This window comes from Flavobacterium sp. (assembly GCF_039595935.1).
Classification (GTDB): domain Bacteria; phylum Bacteroidota; class Bacteroidia; order Flavobacteriales; family Flavobacteriaceae; genus Flavobacterium.
Genome location: NZ_JBCNKR010000005.1, coordinates 40161 through 58553 on the forward strand (window position 1 = coordinate 40161; position 18393 = coordinate 58553).

General features: G+C 33.5%; 16 protein-coding genes. 8 read left to right on the top strand and 8 right to left on the bottom strand.

Annotated elements, in window-relative coordinates; genetic code table 11:
• Positions 1-2 precede the first annotated feature (2 nt).
• From ABDW27_RS07410 to ABDW27_RS07425, 4 genes are all read left to right on the top strand, one after another.
• Complete coding sequence (locus tag ABDW27_RS07410; RefSeq protein ID WP_343695313.1) at positions 3-842, top strand: phytoene/squalene synthase family protein; 840 nt, start codon at positions 3-5, stop codon at positions 840-842.
• 225 nt (positions 843-1067) lie between these two features.
• Positions 1068-1508 carry a sterol desaturase family protein gene (locus ABDW27_RS07415; protein ID WP_180859856.1) on the top strand — a complete coding sequence of 147 codons (441 nt, stop codon included), beginning with the start codon at positions 1068-1070 and terminating at the stop codon, positions 1506-1508.
• A gap of 41 nt (positions 1509-1549) precedes the next feature.
• Entirely contained in the window at positions 1550-2059 is a 510-nt protein-coding gene (locus ABDW27_RS07420) for an SRPBCC family protein (RefSeq protein ID WP_343695314.1), read from the top strand.
• A 160-nt stretch (positions 2060-2219) separates the two neighbouring features.
• Positions 2220-3515 carry a deoxyribodipyrimidine photo-lyase gene (locus ABDW27_RS07425; protein ID WP_343695315.1) on the top strand — a complete coding sequence of 432 codons (1296 nt, stop codon included), beginning with the start codon at positions 2220-2222 and terminating at the stop codon, positions 3513-3515.
• Between the two features lie 253 nt (positions 3516-3768).
• Here the strand turns inward: ABDW27_RS07425 and ABDW27_RS07430 are convergent, their stop codons facing one another.
• Together ABDW27_RS07430 and ABDW27_RS07435 are read right to left on the bottom strand one after the other, a co-directional pair.
• Entirely contained in the window at positions 3769-5073 is a 1305-nt protein-coding gene (locus ABDW27_RS07430; protein ID WP_343695316.1) for an AarF/ABC1/UbiB kinase family protein, read from the bottom strand.
• Complete coding sequence (locus tag ABDW27_RS07435) at positions 5070-5732, bottom strand: TetR family transcriptional regulator C-terminal domain-containing protein (protein WP_343695317.1); 663 nt, start codon at positions 5730-5732, stop codon at positions 5070-5072. Before ABDW27_RS07435 ends, ABDW27_RS07430 begins: the two co-directional genes overlap by 4 nt.
• Positions 5733-5830: 98 nt before the next feature.
• Here ABDW27_RS07435 and ABDW27_RS07440 point away from each other — a divergent pair, with 98 nt between their 5' ends.
• Positions 5831-6742 carry a TIGR01777 family oxidoreductase gene (locus ABDW27_RS07440; protein ID WP_343695318.1) on the top strand — a complete coding sequence of 304 codons (912 nt, stop codon included), beginning with the start codon at positions 5831-5833 and terminating at the stop codon, positions 6740-6742.
• 3 nt (positions 6743-6745) lie between these two features.
• Here the strand turns inward: ABDW27_RS07440 and ABDW27_RS07445 are convergent, their stop codons facing one another.
• From ABDW27_RS07445 to rmuC, 4 genes are all read right to left on the bottom strand, one after another.
• The gene (locus ABDW27_RS07445) at positions 6746-7318 is read right to left on the bottom strand and encodes a YceI family protein (protein WP_343695319.1); all 573 of its coding nucleotides are present in this window, start codon (positions 7316-7318) and stop codon (positions 6746-6748) included.
• A gap of 210 nt (positions 7319-7528) precedes the next feature.
• A complete protein-coding gene (locus tag ABDW27_RS07450) occupies positions 7529-7930 on the bottom strand; it encodes a VOC family protein (protein WP_343695320.1) in 402 nt (133 codons plus the stop codon).
• Positions 7931-7970: 40 nt separating this feature from the next.
• Positions 7971-8519, bottom strand: coding sequence for an acyl-CoA thioesterase (locus ABDW27_RS07455; protein WP_343695321.1), 549 nt, complete (start codon positions 8517-8519; stop codon positions 7971-7973).
• Positions 8520-8554: 35 nt separating this feature from the next.
• Positions 8555-9928, bottom strand: coding sequence for a DNA recombination protein RmuC (gene rmuC / locus ABDW27_RS07460; protein WP_343695322.1), 1374 nt, complete (start codon positions 9926-9928; stop codon positions 8555-8557).
• 171 nt (positions 9929-10099) lie between these two features.
• On the opposite strand from rmuC, the gene ABDW27_RS07465 reads away from it, so the two are divergent.
• The 3 genes from ABDW27_RS07465 to ABDW27_RS07475 all read left to right on the top strand — a co-directional run bounded on the left by ABDW27_RS07465 (position 10100) and on the right by ABDW27_RS07475 (position 13524).
• Positions 10100-10957, top strand: coding sequence for a protease complex subunit PrcB family protein (locus tag ABDW27_RS07465; RefSeq protein WP_343695323.1), 858 nt, complete (start codon positions 10100-10102; stop codon positions 10955-10957).
• A gap of 153 nt (positions 10958-11110) precedes the next feature.
• Positions 11111-11665, top strand: a complete 555-nt coding sequence (locus ABDW27_RS07470; RefSeq protein WP_343695324.1) for a sigma-70 family RNA polymerase sigma factor — start codon at positions 11111-11113, stop codon at positions 11663-11665.
• Complete coding sequence (locus ABDW27_RS07475) at positions 11662-13524, top strand: hypothetical protein (RefSeq protein ID WP_343695325.1); 1863 nt, start codon at positions 11662-11664, stop codon at positions 13522-13524. Before ABDW27_RS07470 ends, ABDW27_RS07475 begins: the two co-directional genes overlap by 4 nt.
• 360 nt (positions 13525-13884) lie before the next feature.
• Here ABDW27_RS07475 and ABDW27_RS07480 read toward each other — a convergent pair whose 3' ends face one another.
• Both ABDW27_RS07480 and ABDW27_RS07485 read right to left on the bottom strand, forming a co-directional pair.
• Positions 13885-17295: a choice-of-anchor J domain-containing protein gene (locus tag ABDW27_RS07480; protein ID WP_343695326.1), complete on the bottom strand. Its 3411-nt coding sequence runs from the start codon at positions 17293-17295 to the stop codon at positions 13885-13887.
• 307 nt (positions 17296-17602) lie between these two features.
• Positions 17603-18355, bottom strand: coding sequence for a glucose 1-dehydrogenase (locus ABDW27_RS07485; RefSeq protein ID WP_343695327.1), 753 nt, complete (start codon positions 18353-18355; stop codon positions 17603-17605).
• Positions 18356-18393 lie beyond the last annotated feature (38 nt).

The window sequence follows — 18393 nt, forward strand, 5'->3', positions numbered from 1 at the left end:
AAATGAAATCACTATTCGACGCCGTTTCTTTCAAATGCAGTAAGCTGGTTACCAAAAACTACAGCTCTTCGTTTTCTATCGCTGTAAAAATGCTGTCACCAAGTATACGCGACGCTATTTACAGTATTTATGGTTTTGTTCGTTTTGCTGACGAAATCGTAGATTCATTTCACGATTATGAAAAAGAATATCTTATCGATGATTTCGAAAAAGAATATTACAAAGCAATGGAATTGGGAATCAGCCTAAATCCTATTTTAAACTCTTTTCAGCATACCGTTAAAGAATATAATATTAGCGACGATCTTATTCAGGCTTTTTTAAGAAGCATGAAACTTGATCTTATAAAATCTACTTACAGCACCCAAACAGAATATGCCGATTATATCTACGGTTCTGCCGATGTTGTGGGTTTAATGTGTCTAAAAGTTTTTGTTTCCGGAAAAGAACATAAATATGAACAGCTAAAAGACGAAGCCATGCGTTTAGGATCTGCTTTTCAGAAAGTTAATTTTCTGAGAGATTTAAAAGACGACAGTACGATTTTAAACCGGGCATATTTTCCGGGAATTAATCTGGATAATTTCAATGAAGATTCTAAATCGCAAATCATTGAAGAAATTGAAGAAGATTTCAGAATTGCGTATCAGGGAATTGTAAAATTACCAATCGAAGCTAAATTTGGAGTTTACACGGCTTATGTTTATTACAGAAAACTATTGAAAAAACTAAAAAATACACCGTCTCACAAAATTGGAAATTCAAGGATACGGGTTTCGAATTATACAAAAGCCGGACTTTTAGCGCAGTCTTTTGTGACTTATAAATTGAAGCTGGTTTGATTGTACGTACAGTTTGTCATCCTGACGAAGGAAGGATCTTCGCAAGCAGCTCTACAATCTAAAGCGACAATCTTTGTCGAGTTTCTTGCGCAGATTTCTCCCTGCGGTCGAAATGACAAGATTGGGGAAATTAAAAAACAAAAAAATCTTTAGAGTTAATCTTTTAGTATCTAAAGCAAAACTCAAAAGAAATAAAATCATAATTTTAATAACAACATTTATAAAATGATTTCTTTTTTAATCTTTTTAGGCGTTTTTCTGTTTATGGAATGTGTTACCTGGCTTACACACAAATATGTTATGCACGGTTTCATGTGGTATTTTCACGCCGATCATCATCAGCCAAAATACGAGCATACATTTGAGCGTAACGACATTTTCTTTGTCATTTTTGCCATTCCGAGTATTCTCTTGTTTTATTTTGGTGTTCAGGGCGGATTCAATTATTTGTTTTTCATTGCCTGCGGCGTTACGCTTTATGGAGCCTGTTATTTTTTAATTCATGATGTTTTGATTCATCAGCGTTTTAAATGGTTTAAAAACACTAAAAACAAATACTTAATCGGACTCAGAAAAGCCCATAAAATTCATCATAAACACCTCAACAAAGAAAAAGGAGAATGTTTTGGAATGTTGTTTGTGCCTTTAAAATATTATAAAATGTAACTTTATAAGAAACATTTGCAACAATTGATATCGTAAAGAAGATGAAATTATATAAAATAGCAACCGTTCAGTATGTAAATGCCAGCGTTGAAGACTGCTGGGATTTTTTCTCAAGTCCAAAAAATCTTCAGACGATTACACTCGACAATATGAATTTTGAGATTAAAGATTTTGATGAAAAACGAATGTATCACGGACAAATTATAACGTATACTTTAAGACCGCTTTTGGGAATCAAGATTTCGTGGGTTACGGAAATAACGGCCTGCAAAGAAAATCAGTATTTTATAGATGTTCAGCGTTTTGGCCCTTATAAACTTTGGCACCACAAACATTTTTTTGAGAGAACTCCAGACGGCGGAACTAAAATGACAGACATTGTACACTACGCTTTACCACTTGGAATCCTTGGACGTTTAATGAATAGATTGGTTGTAAAAAATAAACTGAAAACCATTTTTGATTTCCGTTACAACAAAATTGAAGAATTATTCAACTCCAAACCACAGCCTAAGATTATAAAAATCAACGCTGAGCAGAAAAGCATATAAATTGTAAAAAGCCACAGATTTCACAGATTAACACAGATTTAATCCTTTAAATCATTCAATCTGTGGAAAAAAAACAAAATCTATGTTTCTATGTGTTTAAAAAACAGATTAAAAAATCCTTTAAAATCCTTTAATCTGTGGCAAAACAATAAACCTAACAATGACAAAACAAAAAGTTTCCTTTTTCTGGTTTAGACGTGATTTGCGTTTAGAAGACAATACCGGATTATTTCACGCACTTCAATCTGATTTTCCGGTAATTCCTTTGTTTATTTTTGATGATGATATTCTGGATCATCTTCCTAAAAACGATGCCAGAGTAAGTTTTATTTATGATTCGCTTCAAAAAATAAATATCGAATTAAATACTTTCGACTCTTCGATTTTAATCAAAAAAGGAAGAACTACAGACGTTTGGAAATCGCTTTTAGAAGAATTCGATATTCAAAAAATATTCTACAATAAAGATTACGAACCTTTTGCAATCAAACGTGATACCGAAATCAGTTCTGTATTAAAAGAAAACAATGTAGAATCTTTCTCTTTTAAAGATCACGTAATTTTCGAAGAAAAAGAAATCACAAAAGCCGACGGAAGTCCATATACTGTTTATACTCCGTACAAAAATAAATGGCTTGAAAAATATCATCTTTCAGGATCGGCTCCAGAATATGATTCTGCAAAATTCAATTCTAATTTTGCAAAAAATCAATTTAAATTTCCTGATTTGGCAGAAATTGGTTTTGAAAGAAGCACTATAAAAGTACTTCCTCACAACTTGACTCAAATTGTCAATTATAAAGAAACCCGTGATTTTCCTGCTTTAGACAGCACTTCTTACCTTTCTCCGCATTTACGTTTTGGAACGGTAAGTATTCGCAAACTCGTAAATTGGGCAAACAGAAAAAATCAGACTTTTTTAAGTGAATTGATTTGGAGAGAATTCTTTATTCAGATTCTATTTAGTTTTCCAAATTGCGTCAATCACAATTTTAAATCGGCTTACGACGGAATTCAATGGCGAAATAACGAAGATGATTTCAAACGTTGGTGTTCCGGAAACACAGGTTACCCAATGGTCGATGCCGGAATGCGCCAGCTTAACGAAACAGGTTACATGCACAATCGTGTTCGAATGGTTGTTGCTAGTTTTTTATGCAAACATTTATTGATTAACTGGCAATGGGGAGAAGTCTATTTTGCTGAAAAATTACTGGATTTTGAATTGGCGTCAAACGTAGGAAACTGGCAATGGGCTGCAGGAACTGGCTGTGATGCTGCGCCTTATTTTAGAGTTTTTAATCCTGAAATTCAGCAAAAGAAATTTGACGAAAAAGGCGAATACATTCGTAAATGGATTCCCGAATTTGATTTTGGCTATGCAGAACCAATGGTCGATCACGCTTTTGCAAGAGATCGCGCGATTGCGACTTATAAAGCGGGGATAGTTAAATAAAATTCCAATTTTTTTAAATTCCAAATTCCAATATTTTAGCATTATCCACAATCTTGTCATTCCGAGGAACGAGGAATCTTCGCGAGAAATTCCGCAATCAAAATCGCCAATCTTTGTAGAGCTACTTGCGAAGATCCTTCGTTCCTCAGGATGACAAACTAAACAAAAAAACTTTGTCAAAGTTTGAAACTTTGACAAAGTTCTATACATAAAGTTGAGCCAACTTGAAACTTTAAACCTGAAACAAAAAACTTTAATACTTCAAATAATTCTCCACCACAATTTTCGCTTTCAAATCAAACATTAAATTATAAAGTCCGAAGAAAGTGCGATTCATGTAAATGAAGTGTTTTGAACCGCGATTTCCGTTCATTTTTCTCAAATTTGTATCTTCAGAGAAACGCTTTCCTAATTCCGCAATTGCATTGAAGAAAGTTTCATCGGCAAAATCGAAAGTTTCGTTTTGAAAAGGTTTGGTGAAAAGTGATAACAAATCATGAAACATTTCTGTGAAATATTCTACTTCTGCCGGAGAATCGTCAGGACGAAGAATTTCTAATTCAAATAATTTATCATTAAAGAGCTTTTCATCCGTAATCACATTTTTATTAATTAACTCAAAATACGGCGTGTAGAATTCTTCCGGAATTTGTTTCATACAGCCAAAATCCAGTGCAATTAATTGATTTTGTTCGTCAACTAAAAAATTTCCAGGATGCGGATCGGCGTGAACTTTTCGCAAAACGTGAATTTGGTACATATAAAAATCCCAAAGCGCCTGCCCTATTTTATCGCCCACTTCCTGATCTGTATTTACTGCTGTAAATTCAGAAAGATGAATTCCTGTCATCCAATCCATTGTAATGATTTTCTCTGAAGAAAACTCTGGATAATAATTCGGAAAAGTAATATTTTCAATTTTATTGCAAGCGTCTACAACTTCCTGACTTTGTTTTAATTCTAACAAATAGTTCGTTTCTTCGATCAGTTTATCTTCAACTTCTTTAAAATATTTATCAGAATCTTTTCCCTGCAGATTAAACATTCGAATGGCAATTGGTTTTACCAAAGCCAAATCTGAAGAAATGCTGTTGGCAACGCCGGGATATTGAATTTTAACAGCCAGTTTTTTGTCATTTTTCTTAGCCAGATGAACCTGACCAATACTTGCAGCGTTTACTGAATTGGGATTGAATTCGTCAAAAATTTCATAAGGAGTTTTTCCAAAATTACTTTTGAAAGTTTTTAAAACCAAAGGCGCAGAAAGTGGCGGAACAGAAAACTGCGAAAGCGAAAATTTTTCCACATAAGCCTGAGGCAGAAAATTCTTGTCCATGCTTAACATTTGAGCCACTTTAAGTGCGCTTCCTTTTAAGCTTTTTAGTCCGTCGTAAATATCTTCGGCGTTATTTTCGTTTAGTTTATCTCGTGTCAAATCAGGATTTACAACTTTTTCGGCGTAATGTTTAATATAGTTTACTCCAATTTTTGCCCCTGTCTGAACTAGTTTTCCGGCTCTCTCAATTTTTGAGGTCGGAATATAATCGATTGTTTTCATTGTCTGGTGTATACTTTTTCTTTAAATAGAAATTTTCCAAAATCTATTAAATGGTTCATTGGCGCAACGTTCATTAATTCAAATGAAGCATTAACCGATTTTTCGATAAAAATATCTGTTTTTTCAAATGCGGCCGATTCGTCTTCCATCCAAAATTTAATAGTCATCATTAATTGCAGCCAAGCCGATTCCTGAATGGCTTTTTCCTGAAATTTCTGCAGCTTTTCGACTTCTAATCTGTAATCATCCGTTAAAATTTCTGAAACATAATTTTTAAAGCTTTCACGAAGCGTTGTCAGCTGAACTAAATTTTTAAGCGGGTTTCTGTCGATTTTAAGCGTTTGTAAAACGTAGCTTCTGTTTGCAGTTAATATTTCGAAGAAAGTAAAATAGAAACTCAGCATTTTGTTTTTCATATCGTATTGCTGATATTCTTCATTTTTGTGAAGCAGGTTAACTGTGTTTTCAAAAAACAGTCGGAATATTTCTTTTTCTAAACCTTCTAATGTTCCAAAAAAAGAATAAAACTCCGCTTCGGTAAAATCATTTTCTTTGGCAAAATGATAAACTGATTTTGGTTTTTGACCTTTTTCCAGAACTTCTTCCATGTATATTGAAACGATATCATCTTTGGTAATTACCTTTTTTTTAGTCGCCATTTTATTAAAATTTAGAATTTGCCATAAAGGTAAACATTGTTTAAGTACCTTTACTAATCCTTAAACAAGTTAGACTGTTAAATATATTATAAACTATTATGGCTCAAAATGTTCTATTAACCGGTGGAAGCGGTTTCATTGGAAGTTATTTAACTAATATTTTAATTGGAGCCGGATATTCTGTGTCTGTTTTGAGCCGTTCTGATAAAGAAAACACTTCTGAAATCACCTATTATAAATGGGATTTAAAGAAAAATTATATTGACGAAAATGCAGTTTTAAATGCTGATTACATTATTCATCTTGCCGGCGAAGGAATTGTCGAAAAGCGATGGACAGAAAAGAGAAAAAAAGCTATTCTGGAAAGCCGCACAAAACCAATCGACTTAATTTATTCTGTTTTAGAAAAACACAACAAAAAACCTGAGGCTTTTATTTCTGCTTCAGGAGTTGGAATTTACGGTGCCGTTACCAGTCATAAAATTTGTTCGGAAGAAACACCTCCGGCAAATGACTTTTTAGGAACAACCTGCCAAATTTGGGAAAGCGCTGCCGATAAAATTGAAAATTTGGGAATTAGAACCGTAAAAATTCGAACAGCTATTGTTTTAGGTAAAGATGAAGGTTTTTTAAAGAAAATCAATCCCAATTTTAAATCCGGATTTGGTGCGGTTTTAGGAACCGGAAAACAATATTTACCCTGGATTCATATAGAAGATTTATGCCAGATTTATTGCAAAGCAGTTTCTGACAATCAAATGCATGGCCCGTATAATGCGGCCGTTACTGATAACACTACAAATTCGAGGTTTTCTAAAATACTGGCATCATTATACGGATATGCAATCTGGCTCCCGAAAATTCCACCTTTTTTACTGAGGATTGTTTTGGGCGAAATGAGTGAAGCCATCTTAACAGGGCAAAGGGTGTCATCAGAAAAAATACAAAAAACCGGATTTGAATTTCAGTTTACTGATCTTGAAAAAGCACTTATATCAAGTATTATTTAAGCTTTATTTCAAAGTCAGATAGTTATTCATTTCCTCATTTTTTACAATACCCAATAAATTTGTATTGGCCGTTTTTGAAATTTTACTGGCAACCATGCTTGGTATTGCGATATTAAAATCTGAAACTGATATTGGGTAATTACACGAAATCTGAATTCCTTCTGGAACTTTTTTTAGCAAAGCTTTCATTTCTATCACTTTAGATTTTCCGTGCAGATACAGCTTTCCTTTAACGTCGTATTCTTTTTCAATGTTGTCAATATCCTTTAAATCAAATTTTTGAATTTTACCTTTAAAAACGGCTTTAGGATAACGGCGGCTTTCGATATAATTTTCATTAAAATGTTCCTGCATTAAATCCATTTTAAAACGAAAATCTTTAATTACAACAGTACAGGTCAAAGTACTGGTTTCTGGCTCCAAAACAATAGTTCCGAGTTTATTTACCGCTTTAACTTCTTCAAAAAAAGGAACTGAAGCTTCAAAATCTACTACTGCCGTATTGGTTTTAAATTTATCCTGGGCGAGTATAGAAAATGCGGTAAAAAATAAAATAAGTAAAGTAGTTCTTTTCATAATCGTCATCAATTAAACAATTATGTCATTCTATTTCTAAGAAGAATTTTACAAGTTCAAAATAGAACGGCAGTACTCCGTGAAAAAATTTATAATCTAAATGTTTATACTTAAAGTTACGAAATTTCTAAACGCAAAGTTCCTGAACTAATGCTAAATATTTGTGAATGTTTTGGCTCTAAAAACACCTTTTATCGATGTAAAAGGCATTTAAACTACATTTTCTACTTCTGTACAAATTTCAATCAAAAAACCATTCAAATCTCTGGCGTAAGCAACAACTTGTCCCCATGGTTTTTCTACCGGTTCTGAAACAATTATGGCGCCAAATGAAGTGGCTTTTTGTAAAACTTCAGGAACATTGTCTACAATAAATCCTATTTCTATAGCAAAAGGTTTGTCTTCTAAACTACTTTCTATAAAACCATCTGTGAAGTTTTGCGATGCCAGACTTTTTGATGCGAATGCAAGTGTGGTTGTCCCTGTATTTAATTCTCCATAATCATGCTCCGGACTTATAAATTTCCTGTGAAACCCAAATGCATTTTCATAAAATGTTACTGATTCTTCTACATCTTCAACGTACAATATTGTATATCCAAATTTTACCATGATTTCTTTATTTAATGTGATTTTAATAAAGATAGGAAATTTAACTGATTTCTAAAAGCACATTGTATTTATCTAAACTCGCCAAATCTTCGATAGAGTTAATATTAGCAACCTTTTCGTGTTCTTCAACTTCTTTTCTAACTTCAATATGTTTAATCGCTTTTCTAAAACGTCGTACTTCTTCAAGATTAGATAAAATAAGTCCCGGAACCTGAACACTTTTTCCTTCTTTATCTTTGGCAACCATCGTAAAATAAGATGAATTACAATGTTTTATTACACCCGTCTGAATATTTTCGGCTTCAACGCGAATACCTACAACCATTGAGCTTCTTCCAACATAATTTACTGAGGCTTTCATAGTTACTAATTCGCCTACTTCAATTGGCTTTAAAAAATTTACCGTATCTACCGAAGCTGTTACACAATAATTACCGCTAAATTTTGATGCCGAAGCAAAAGCGATCTGATCGAGTAATTGCAAAATATATCCTCCGTGAATTTTTCCGCTGAAATTGGTATGCGATGGCAGCATTAATTCGGAAATACTCACTTTTGATGATGAAACGGGTTTAAAATCTGCAGTCATGTTTTTTTGTTTTTGGAATAATTTGGTATTATATTTTAATTCAGTAATTCGTTTTCATCAGAGTTTAAAGCTCTGTTGATTATATTTTCAGGAAGTGATTTCTTGGCTTTTGCTCCCATTTTTTTCAGTCTTTCTACACTCGAAATCAGGTTTCCTTTACCATCAACCAGTTTGTTCATGGCGCTTTCGTATTCTGTTTTGGTATCTTTTATTTTGTTTCCAATTTTAACCAAATCAACTACAAAACCTTCAAATTTATCATATAACGCTCCGGCTTGTCTGGCAATTTCAAAAGCATTTTCCTGTTGTTTCTGGTTGGCCCACATGCTGTCGATTGTACGAAGCGTTGCCAATAATGTACTTGGCGTAACAATTACAATATTTCTATCAAAAGCTTTCGTATACAAAGCAGAATCTTCGTTTAAAGCAATCGCAAAAGCAGGTTCTATTGGAATAAAAAGCAAAACAAAATCCGGACTTTCTATTTGGTACAAATCATGATAATTTTTATTTCCGAGCTGTTCAACATGTCGTTTAATAGATAAAACGTGTTCTCTAAGCCAGTCTGTTTTTAACAAATCAGATTCTTCATTTACCCATTTTTCATACGCAACGAGAGAAACTTTAGAATCGACAATCATTTTCTTTCCATCTGGCAGATTAATTACAACATCGGGAAAAACACGGTTTCCTTCATTATTTACAAAACTTTGCTGTACTTCGTATTCTCTTCCTTTTTCTAAACCTGATTTTTCGAGAACACGTTCCAGAACTAATTCGCCCCAGTTTCCCTGCATCTTACTGTCTCCTTTAAGTGCTTTGGTTAAGTTTAAGGTTTCTTTACTCATTTGAGCGTTCATTTCGCTTAAACCAATAATCTGCTGGCGCAGTGCGGCGTGATAATCGATACTTTCTTTATGTGTTTGATCTACTTTTTGTTCGAATATGTGAATTTTATCCTGAAGCGGTAAAAGGATGTTTTTCATATTTTCACTGTTCTGCTCAGTGAATTTAGCCGATTTTTCTTCGAGAATTTTATTCGCCAGATTTTCAAATTCTTTGGTGAATTTTTCCTGAAGCTCATTTATTTCACTTTTTTGTTCTTTATGACGTTCCCAAAGATTTTCAAAATCAACTTCTTTTTTAGAAAGCTGAATGGCCAGACTGTCTTTTTCGGTTCTAATATTTTCTTTTTCTGAATTACTTACCTGAAGTTGTTTCTGAAAAATAGTTCTCTCTGCTTCAAACTGTTCTTTCTGTAATTGAAGCTGATTTGCATTTGCATTTAATCTTTCTTCTAAACTTACTTTTTCTGACTGAAACCGGGCAGAAAACAACATTTTTCCTAAGTATATTCCAAGAAATAAAGCAATTATAAAAGCCAATAAAAGCGGAAGAAATTCTAACATATCTAAGTTTATTTTAAGTAAAAGTACGCAATAATACGTAGTGCCAAATTTTTAAAATTGAAATTTCACGAATTACTGATAATTCTATACTAAATAAACATATTTTTTGTCTTTCACGCAACCTTTTTAAAGCTGCAGCATCTTTATGATATAACCTATTAAAAAAATACCATGAAAAAATTGATGTTGAGCTTATTTATAGCTTTTGGATTTAGTGCGTGCTCACTTAGTAATGACGACCTGAATGTTGATTGTGGAACTAATGCTGATTTACCCTTTTCTGGCGTTCCAATTTTATGCAACTATAGTGTAAAAACTTTGCCAAATAATCCGAGTGCACTTATCATAAGTTCTCAGGAAAAAATGGATCTTTATTTTACTAAACATGAAAATACTTGTACAGTTGCGAGCGATCCTGTAATTGATTATAGTAAATACTATCTGGTTGCACTTTTTGCCGGGGCTAAACCTACAAATGGCTATGCAATAAAAATTACATCAATTACTGAAAACAACTGCGAAATCATTATTAATTTTTATGAAAAAGGACCGCAGACCGGCGAAACTTTAACGCAGACTCCAACTTATCCAACTGATTTTATTTTGATTCCAAAAACGGCAAAAGGAATTTTGTTTAACAGAACTAACGAGAGCCCTGATAATATCGTAATTGGAAATTTTGGAACAACAAACGACTTTTTTCAGATCAATGATTACAATATTTTAAAATTCTTAGGCGTAACTCTTAACAACTACGAATTTGATCAATATAAATACAATGCAAAAACAGTAAGAAGTGAATATACATTGTTTTCAAAAAACATCCCTGCAGAAATTTTAGCAATTAAAGGTCAGACTAAAACTTATGGTACGCCAAATTCTGCAGGTCAGGGTGGTGTTTATTTTGAACTTCGTCAAGGTATAACGGTAACTAAAATTTACATTGATAATAATGACACCGCTGATCAAAGCAGCGAAATAAAAGCTTTCAAAATGGCTATTAAATCAAAAATTAACAATTTAAAATAAACAGTTTACTAAGCCTTTTGTTTCTTGATACCAAGCTACAAAAGGATTGATAATCAAAAACTAACAAAAAATACCGCTAGTTCTAACTCTTTACAAAAGATAGTTTTGTAAGCATTTAAGAACTATTTTTGCAAAACCAAATTAATCCATTTTTTGAAAGACGATTTAGAAAAATATATCAAACTGTGCATGAAAAATGACAGAGAGGGACAACTGAAAATATATCAGTTGTTCTCTCCTGTTTTATATGGTATCTGTTTGAAATATATGAAAAATGAAGACGATGCTAAGGATGTCTTTCAGGAAGCATTTGTTATTGTTTTTCAAAAAATCAGTCAATACAAATTTGAAGGAAGTTTTGAAGGCTGGCTAAAACGGATTTTTATCAATAAACTGATTGAAACTTTAAATAAGAAGAAAAAAGAAAGTTTCTTCCTTGATGTTTTTGACCCCGATACCGATTTTGTTGAAGAAGAAGAACTGGAAGTTATCCCGATAGAACAGGAAAAACTACTGGAATATATAAGGGATTTACCTGATCAATACCGAACGGTTTTTAACCTTTACGTTTTTGAAAAAAAGAAACACAAAGAGATTGCCGAATTATTAAAAATCTCCGAAGGAACATCAAAATCAAATTTGAACAGAGCCAAGCACATTTTGCAAAAAAGAATACTACAGAGTAAAAAAAATTTTAAGATAGCATGAAGAAGCAAAAAATAGAAGATATTTTTTCATCAATGGAAGACTTTTCGAGTGTTCCGCCTCCTGAATTGTGGGGTCAAATTGAAGAAAAACTAGATAAACCTAAAAAGAAGAAGAGAGCAATTCTTTGGTGGTCGGCGGCTGCATGCTTATTGTTAGGTTTGCTGCTCCCTTCTGTTTTACATTTTACTTCTAATGGCTCAGGAGTAAATTCGATACAAAATGGTTCTGTTGAAAATAATGTTGTTCTGGATCAGAAAAATAATGACACTGATAAAACCAGAAGTATTGAAAATAATCAAAATATCCTTGAAAAAGAATCTAATAATAACCGGGTTTCATCATCAGAAAAAACAACTAATCAATCGCAGAATAATCAACTAAAACAAAACTCAGAAACAAGCAAAACACAATCTGATTCTCAAAACAAAAGAAACAACATCAATTTTGGATCCGAAATAAATGAACCAAAAAACAATGCTGTAGCAGAAAAAACTTTTGTTCCAGCTAATGAAAATGGTTTTAATGCTGTTTCTAAAAATCAAATTTCTACAAATAGAAAAGAAAATATAAATCAGGCTGGTGCAGAAAAGACGTTTGTTTCAGCTGGAGAAAATGGATTTAATGCTGCATCTCAAAATCAGCTTTTAGCCACTAAAAAAGAGAATTCTAATAAGGCCGTTGCCGAAAAATCATTTGCCCCAAACAAATCGAATTCTTTTAATTATGGTACGAAAAGCAATTTATCAGATATCGAAAGAAAAAATGCTGATAAGATTTTAGCAGAGAAGAAATTTACTCCGGCAAAAACAAATACGTTTATTGCTTCATCAGGAAATCAATTGCCAAATTCTGTTTTTGAGGATCTTTCTGGTTCTAAAAACAAAAGTGCGATTGCTTATACTAATTCGAACCCTAATGCAAAGAGAAATCCAAATGCTTTAAGTCCTTCGAATAAAGAAAAAGAAAACATTCAAAAAACAACTGCTGACAGAAGTATTGCAAGTCTTCAAAATAATAATTCGAAAAACAATGCGGCTTTTGTCAACGGAAATGTTTTGAGCAAAAAAGATTCTGTTCAGCTGGCAGAACTTCAAAATTTAGAAAAAGGAATTGCAGCGGCTCCTGAAGAGGAAAAAAAGAAAAAAGAAGACAAACTATTATCAAAAGCAGATAAATGGGCATTACAGCTTTTTGCCGGTGTTGCCAGTTCTGAAAATTATAAAAACAATAAAACGTTAGGAAACGTAAACGATTCGAAACAAAGTAACTCTTACGGTGTAAAAACTCAGTATAAAATCAACAAAAAATGGGCTGTTGCCTCTGGATTTAAAATCAATGAACTTGGGCAGAGTGTTGCCAATGTTTCGTATTTGAATGCCAAAAAACAGGCACTTTTTACTTCGAGTGATTATTTTGTAAAAAATGAAACTCTTCCGCAAATTGCAAGCAATGCAAATAATTATGTTTTGGTTTCGAACAGTACAAAAGATGTTTTGAAAAGTGATAATGTAGAAACCGGAAATTTAGATCAAAATTTACGTTATATCGAAATGCCTCTGGAAGTTTCGTATTCTATTTTTAATAAAAAGAGAACAAACATTAATTTAAATACAGGCGGTTTTGTTGGAAAATTAATTTCTAACACTGTTGCGATTGATGGTAATTCGATGGGAGAAAATGTAAATGCAAACAATTACGTTTACGGTACAACTTTGAGCAGCACAGTGCAATATCGTGTGTATAAAAAGACAAACGTTTTTGTTGAACCTGCTGTTAATTACTACGCCAATCCTTTAACCAATCAGTCTTTTAATCAATTTCAATGGGGATTGAATTTTGGACTTAACGTTAATTTCTAATATTAATTTTTAGTATATCTATAGTTTATTGTTTTTTACTTGAAAATAGATATAACGAAAAGGCAGTTCAATCGAACTGTCTTTTTTATTTTATGTTTGTTTTTGTTCCATAGGAATGTTTCGTCGGTAGAAAAAAAAATATTTTCCAAATCGGTTTACGTTCCGTAGGAACGTTTGGTTTATGGTATTAATTATCAATAAATATATCAAACGTTCCTACGGAACGTATTTACGGTGGTTATCATTTTTTTTTCTACCGACGAAACATTCCTACGGAATGAATAACAAAAATGGTTTATAGCAAAAGAGGCTGTCTCAAAAATCGAGACAGCCTCTTTGTTATGAATTAAATCCCTGAATTTATTTTTTCAGGATCTTATCTTTAAAAATAACTTTATTGTTTTCTGATAAAGTATAAATGTAAACTCCTGGATGTAAATTATTTACAGACATTATCGTATTGCTAACTTCCTGACTGCCTTTTACATCAATTGGATTTCCTAATAAACGTCCGTTCAAATCATAAAGTCTTACTTTAAAATTTCTGCTTTCATTTGTTTTTACTGAGAAATTCAAAACATCAGCTGCAGGATTTGGATATGCATTTACAAAAAATCCGGTTTTACCAAAATCCGGTGCCGATAAAACATCTTCTTTCAATTCAAAACGGGCAATAACGGGTCCGTGATCTGAAGTTGTAGTTGTATAATTTGAAATATCATTTCGAGGATCGTAAACCGCAATCGAATTATTTATATACTCATCGTTTAATTCATTAGAAATCATAATGTGATCTAAAAACCCTCCTGAACTTAAAAAACTATAAGCGCCCGCCTGACTGATTCCTAAAGTAAGGGCATTATAGTTTTGAGTATCTGTAACAAAACTTTCATAAGATGAAGGGTTTGGCGTAATAACCGATGCTTTTACATCATCATTATAATCGCCTAAAATAATTAAATTAGAATTGGCATAATGAGCATCTAAACTATCTTTTAAAACCTGAGCATCGTATTTACGCATATTGTATCGTGAAATATCCGATCCGCTGTTGGCACGGGCATGAAGATCTACTACGTTAAGTTCTTTTGTAACGTCACCAATATGGGTTTCAAGTGTTACTAAATAAGGTAAACGTCCGGAAGAGAAAAAACTTGAGCCATTACCGCCCGGATAATTTGCCAGCGTTTTTGTTCCGGCACGAACCTCATCATAAAATTCTTTAAACATAACGCGGGTCTTTTTTACAGAAGTTGTCTGCGTATTGTAAAGAACCACTAATTTTTGAGGGGGAAAATTCGGATCTGGCGTATCAAAAGAATACGACCATGAGGTAGAAATTGTTTTATCGAATGTTTTTCCGTTGATGTTTATTTTCTGGATTAAAACATCAATCGACGGATCATCTGAAACTTCCTGAACTACGTAAACGTCTGCATTAAGTTTATTCATTACTTTGGCCACATTTTCGATTTGCAATGCATCATCAGTTGGTCCAAATTCTACTCCGTCAGTTCCTTTTACATCAGTTCCAAAAAATTCTAAGTTATAGGTTACGATATCAAAAGTGTCTGCTTTTGGTATAGAAGAACCTGAGAATAAACCTATTTGTTTGTTTAAAGAAGTTCCGGTAACGGTTAATGATCCTGATATTAAAAGTGCTTTTGTTACAGGCACAAATCGGGCATAAATCGTTTTTCCGACAGCAGCATCGGCAGCTGAAACTACTAAACTGGATTGAAATGTAATATTGTCAAATGATAATTCAAAAGATGCCGGCGCCGTAATGGTGATATCTCCATAACCTTCTGCATTGAAAATAAAAGACTGACTTGCTGAAACTGCATTAACTGCAACGTCTCCAAAATCTAAAACAGGATTTGAATTTACATAACCTGCTTCATTCGAAATTAATACATCATCTAGCGACCACTCGGCAGCAAAATTATTTCCTCCGGCTGTAGTTTCGTAAACCCATGCTAAATAAGTATGACTTGTTTTGTAATCACTTAGTTTAATGTATTGTGATTTTGTGTATGTTCCAGTAACTGTTGGAAAATTCCCTTGCAATTCTGTCCATGTTGCCGTTTCCGGATTACTTTTTCCGTCGTAATCTGTAGAAACCATTAATTTTAATCCTGGTCCTGTATAAAATTTACGAGAGAAAAAAGATACTAACGGAAATTCTGTAAAAGTATCTAAATGTAATTTAGGCGAAATTAACCAGTCTTTGCTGACTCCAGAATCAGAATAACCATTCATTAAAACTGCTCCGGTTCCTGAATTTACGTTTCTGGTAACAGTTGTTGGCGACCATTTGTTTAAAGTTCCGGCAACGTTATATTGTGTCCATCCGCTGTTTGACAAAACATTCGGATCATTGAAACCTTGTACGTAAGGATTAATTCCTACTCCTGTCAGTGTAACTATTTTAGTTGCGGCACCATTAGATTCATGTGTTATTTCTCCAGTAAAACTGTTTACAGCATTTGGTAAAAACTTTACATAAACTGTTTGCACAGCGTTTGAAGCAAAATCTGCAGCAGAATAAGTTAAAGTTGATGCGAATGTCGTATTGTCTTTAGAAATCGTAAAATTGGCTGTAGAAGTTAAAACAACATCATCAGTAAGATTCGAACCCTGAATTTGATAGCTCAAAATATCTGATTCAAAATTAGCTTCTGAAAAACCTAAATTTAACGAAGCGACACTAGTTGTTAAAGTAGGAAGAGCAACACTTGAAGTCGCAGCATCAATTCTGTTTACGGCAGACTGAATATTTCCATAAGGATCTTCTGAAATTGAAAAAACAGAATACGAAGTACTTAAGCTTAATCCGGTAAAACTTTTAGTAAATTCCTGAGAGCCTGCTGTAATATCTAAAATTCCAGATTGTAATGCAGGAATCCCGCCAGCATCTTCTCCGGCTTTGATTTGTGCGACGGTTGGTTCTGCACTTCCTCCCGGTAATAACACATAATAGGTTTTTCCTATTTCATCCAGTTTATTGATAAAATCAAAACTCTGCGATAAGATATTATCTGCTTTTGGGTAACCAGAAGCATTTATTGGCGCTGCGACATCACTTTTAATTTCTATATTATCAATTGCAAATGAAGGACGTGAACCTGCTCCTGAAATTTGTCTTGAAATCCATCGAATTTGAACTATCGGCTGGTTATCGCATTCTGCAGGTAAAGTTACTTTTATAGTTCTTGAATTTTGAGGAGTGGTAACGGCTGTAGTTTGTTTTACATCATTATTCGCATAAGCAGTTGATAATAACGAGGTAAAAGCTGCTGTTGTGCCTACTCTATATTGTAAAACCATTTCGTTTATACGAGTATTGGTTGTTGCAGGCGGAATATCGTACGGATTACGAATGGTCATGGCATCATACTGAACCTGAATGGCGGTTTGTCCTGTGGCATCAAAAGCAAAACCAATGGTAAGGTCTAATGAACCTGTATTTAAAAATCCTATTTTTCCATCATAATTATGAAAATTACCACTATTGGTTGCCGCTGTACTGCTGGCAACTAAAGGCCTGTCGGCAACAAGAGTTGCATTTGTATTAAAATTAGACCCGGGAGCGGTTGCTGCTGTCCAGCCCTGAAATCCTGCCGGATATGCTGTAACTGTTGGTGCAAAAGAAAAATCCTGTGTATAAGGCAGACTTTGCGGGGGTGGAAAAGTTTGCGCCATTATACTTAATGAACACCAAAAAAAACTTAAAGCCATAACATGGCGAATGAAGTAATTGTTTCTCATAAGCTTTAAAAATATTGAGTTTTTAGAAATCAAATTTATAATGTTTAAAGTTAAGAGAATATTGTAAAACCATGAATTTATTGTAAGTTATTTCATAAAAAGTTTCGAAAATCCATTGCTGTATTGCATCTTAATTAAGATTATTACTAACAATCATGCGTTTTTAGCGGTTTTTTATAACATTTTAAAAAGCATTAAACAGCTTTAAAATTAATCAGAAATTACTTTTATTTAATTAACATTTTATTCTTTTAGGATATAAAAAAAGCTGTCCTTTGAGACAGCTTTCTTTATAAAATTCAAAAAATTATACTGCGGTATAACCACCATCAGCAATAAAATAACTTCCGGTTGTGAATGAAGATTTTTCAGAGCTTAAAAAAGTTACGAGTTCGGCAATTTCTTCTGCAGTTCCTAAACGGTTCATTGGTGCTTTTGCTGCCACGGCATTCATAGCATCATTATTCAAATTATCTTTTAGCAATGCGGTTTCGATATAACCCGGACCAACTGCATTACAACGAATATTTTTTTGGGCATATTCTGCCGCAATATTTTTAGTCAATCCTACAACTCCATGTTTAGAAGCTGTATAAGCCGGACTTAACGGGGCTGCCACCTGCCCGTGAATAGAGGCAATATTTACGATACTTCCTCCTCCATTTTTTTCCATTTGTTCAAGCTGATAACGGCAGGCATAAAAAACACCGCTTAAATTAAGTGCAATGACACGATCCCAGGCATCTGGTTCATATTCTCCGGTAGGTTTTGCGGGGCCTCCCATTCCGGCATTATTACAGGCAATATCCAATCGGCCGTATTTAGAAACTGTAACCTCAACCATACGTTTATTATCGCTTGCACTCGACGAATCGCCTTTTACGAAAAAGGCTTCTCCTCCATTATCCTTTATAACTTTTACGGTTTCTTCCCCGTGTTCTACATTAATATCCGAAACTACAACTTTTGCTCCTTCTCGAGCGTAGGCTTCTGCAACTGCGCGTCCAATTCCTGAACCTCCTCCAGATACAAAAGCTACTTTGTTTTCTAAAAGTGACATATTCTTAAGATTTAAATTTGTAGCTGTAATTTACGAAG

What these genes read in the sequence shown, in the direction of transcription:
- ABDW27_RS07410 (WP_343695313.1), top strand. Translation starts at nt 3, where the DNA reads ATGAAATCACTATTCGACGCCGTTTCTTTCAAATGCAGTAAGCTGGTT.
- ABDW27_RS07415 (WP_180859856.1), top strand. Translation starts at nt 1,068, where the DNA reads ATGATTTCTTTTTTAATCTTTTTAGGCGTTTTTCTGTTTATGGAATGT.
- ABDW27_RS07420 (WP_343695314.1), top strand. Translation starts at nt 1,550, where the DNA reads ATGAAATTATATAAAATAGCAACCGTTCAGTATGTAAATGCCAGCGTT.
- ABDW27_RS07425 (WP_343695315.1), top strand. Translation starts at nt 2,220, where the DNA reads ATGACAAAACAAAAAGTTTCCTTTTTCTGGTTTAGACGTGATTTGCGT.
- ABDW27_RS07430 (WP_343695316.1), bottom strand. Translation starts at nt 5,073, where the DNA reads ATGAAAACAATCGATTATATTCCGACCTCAAAAATTGAGAGAGCCGGA.
- ABDW27_RS07435 (WP_343695317.1), bottom strand. Translation starts at nt 5,732, where the DNA reads ATGGCGACTAAAAAAAAGGTAATTACCAAAGATGATATCGTTTCAATA.
- ABDW27_RS07440 (WP_343695318.1), top strand. Translation starts at nt 5,831, where the DNA reads ATGGCTCAAAATGTTCTATTAACCGGTGGAAGCGGTTTCATTGGAAGT.
- ABDW27_RS07445 (WP_343695319.1), bottom strand. Translation starts at nt 7,318, where the DNA reads ATGAAAAGAACTACTTTACTTATTTTATTTTTTACCGCATTTTCTATA.
- ABDW27_RS07450 (WP_343695320.1), bottom strand. Translation starts at nt 7,930, where the DNA reads ATGGTAAAATTTGGATATACAATATTGTACGTTGAAGATGTAGAAGAA.
- ABDW27_RS07455 (WP_343695321.1), bottom strand. Translation starts at nt 8,519, where the DNA reads ATGACTGCAGATTTTAAACCCGTTTCATCATCAAAAGTGAGTATTTCC.
- rmuC (WP_343695322.1), bottom strand. Translation starts at nt 9,928, where the DNA reads ATGTTAGAATTTCTTCCGCTTTTATTGGCTTTTATAATTGCTTTATTT.
- ABDW27_RS07465 (WP_343695323.1), top strand. Translation starts at nt 10,100, where the DNA reads ATGAAAAAATTGATGTTGAGCTTATTTATAGCTTTTGGATTTAGTGCG.
- ABDW27_RS07475 (WP_343695325.1), top strand. Translation starts at nt 11,662, where the DNA reads ATGAAGAAGCAAAAAATAGAAGATATTTTTTCATCAATGGAAGACTTT.
- ABDW27_RS07480 (WP_343695326.1), bottom strand. Translation starts at nt 17,295, where the DNA reads ATGAGAAACAATTACTTCATTCGCCATGTTATGGCTTTAAGTTTTTTT.
- ABDW27_RS07485 (WP_343695327.1), bottom strand. Translation starts at nt 18,355, where the DNA reads ATGTCACTTTTAGAAAACAAAGTAGCTTTTGTATCTGGAGGAGGTTCA.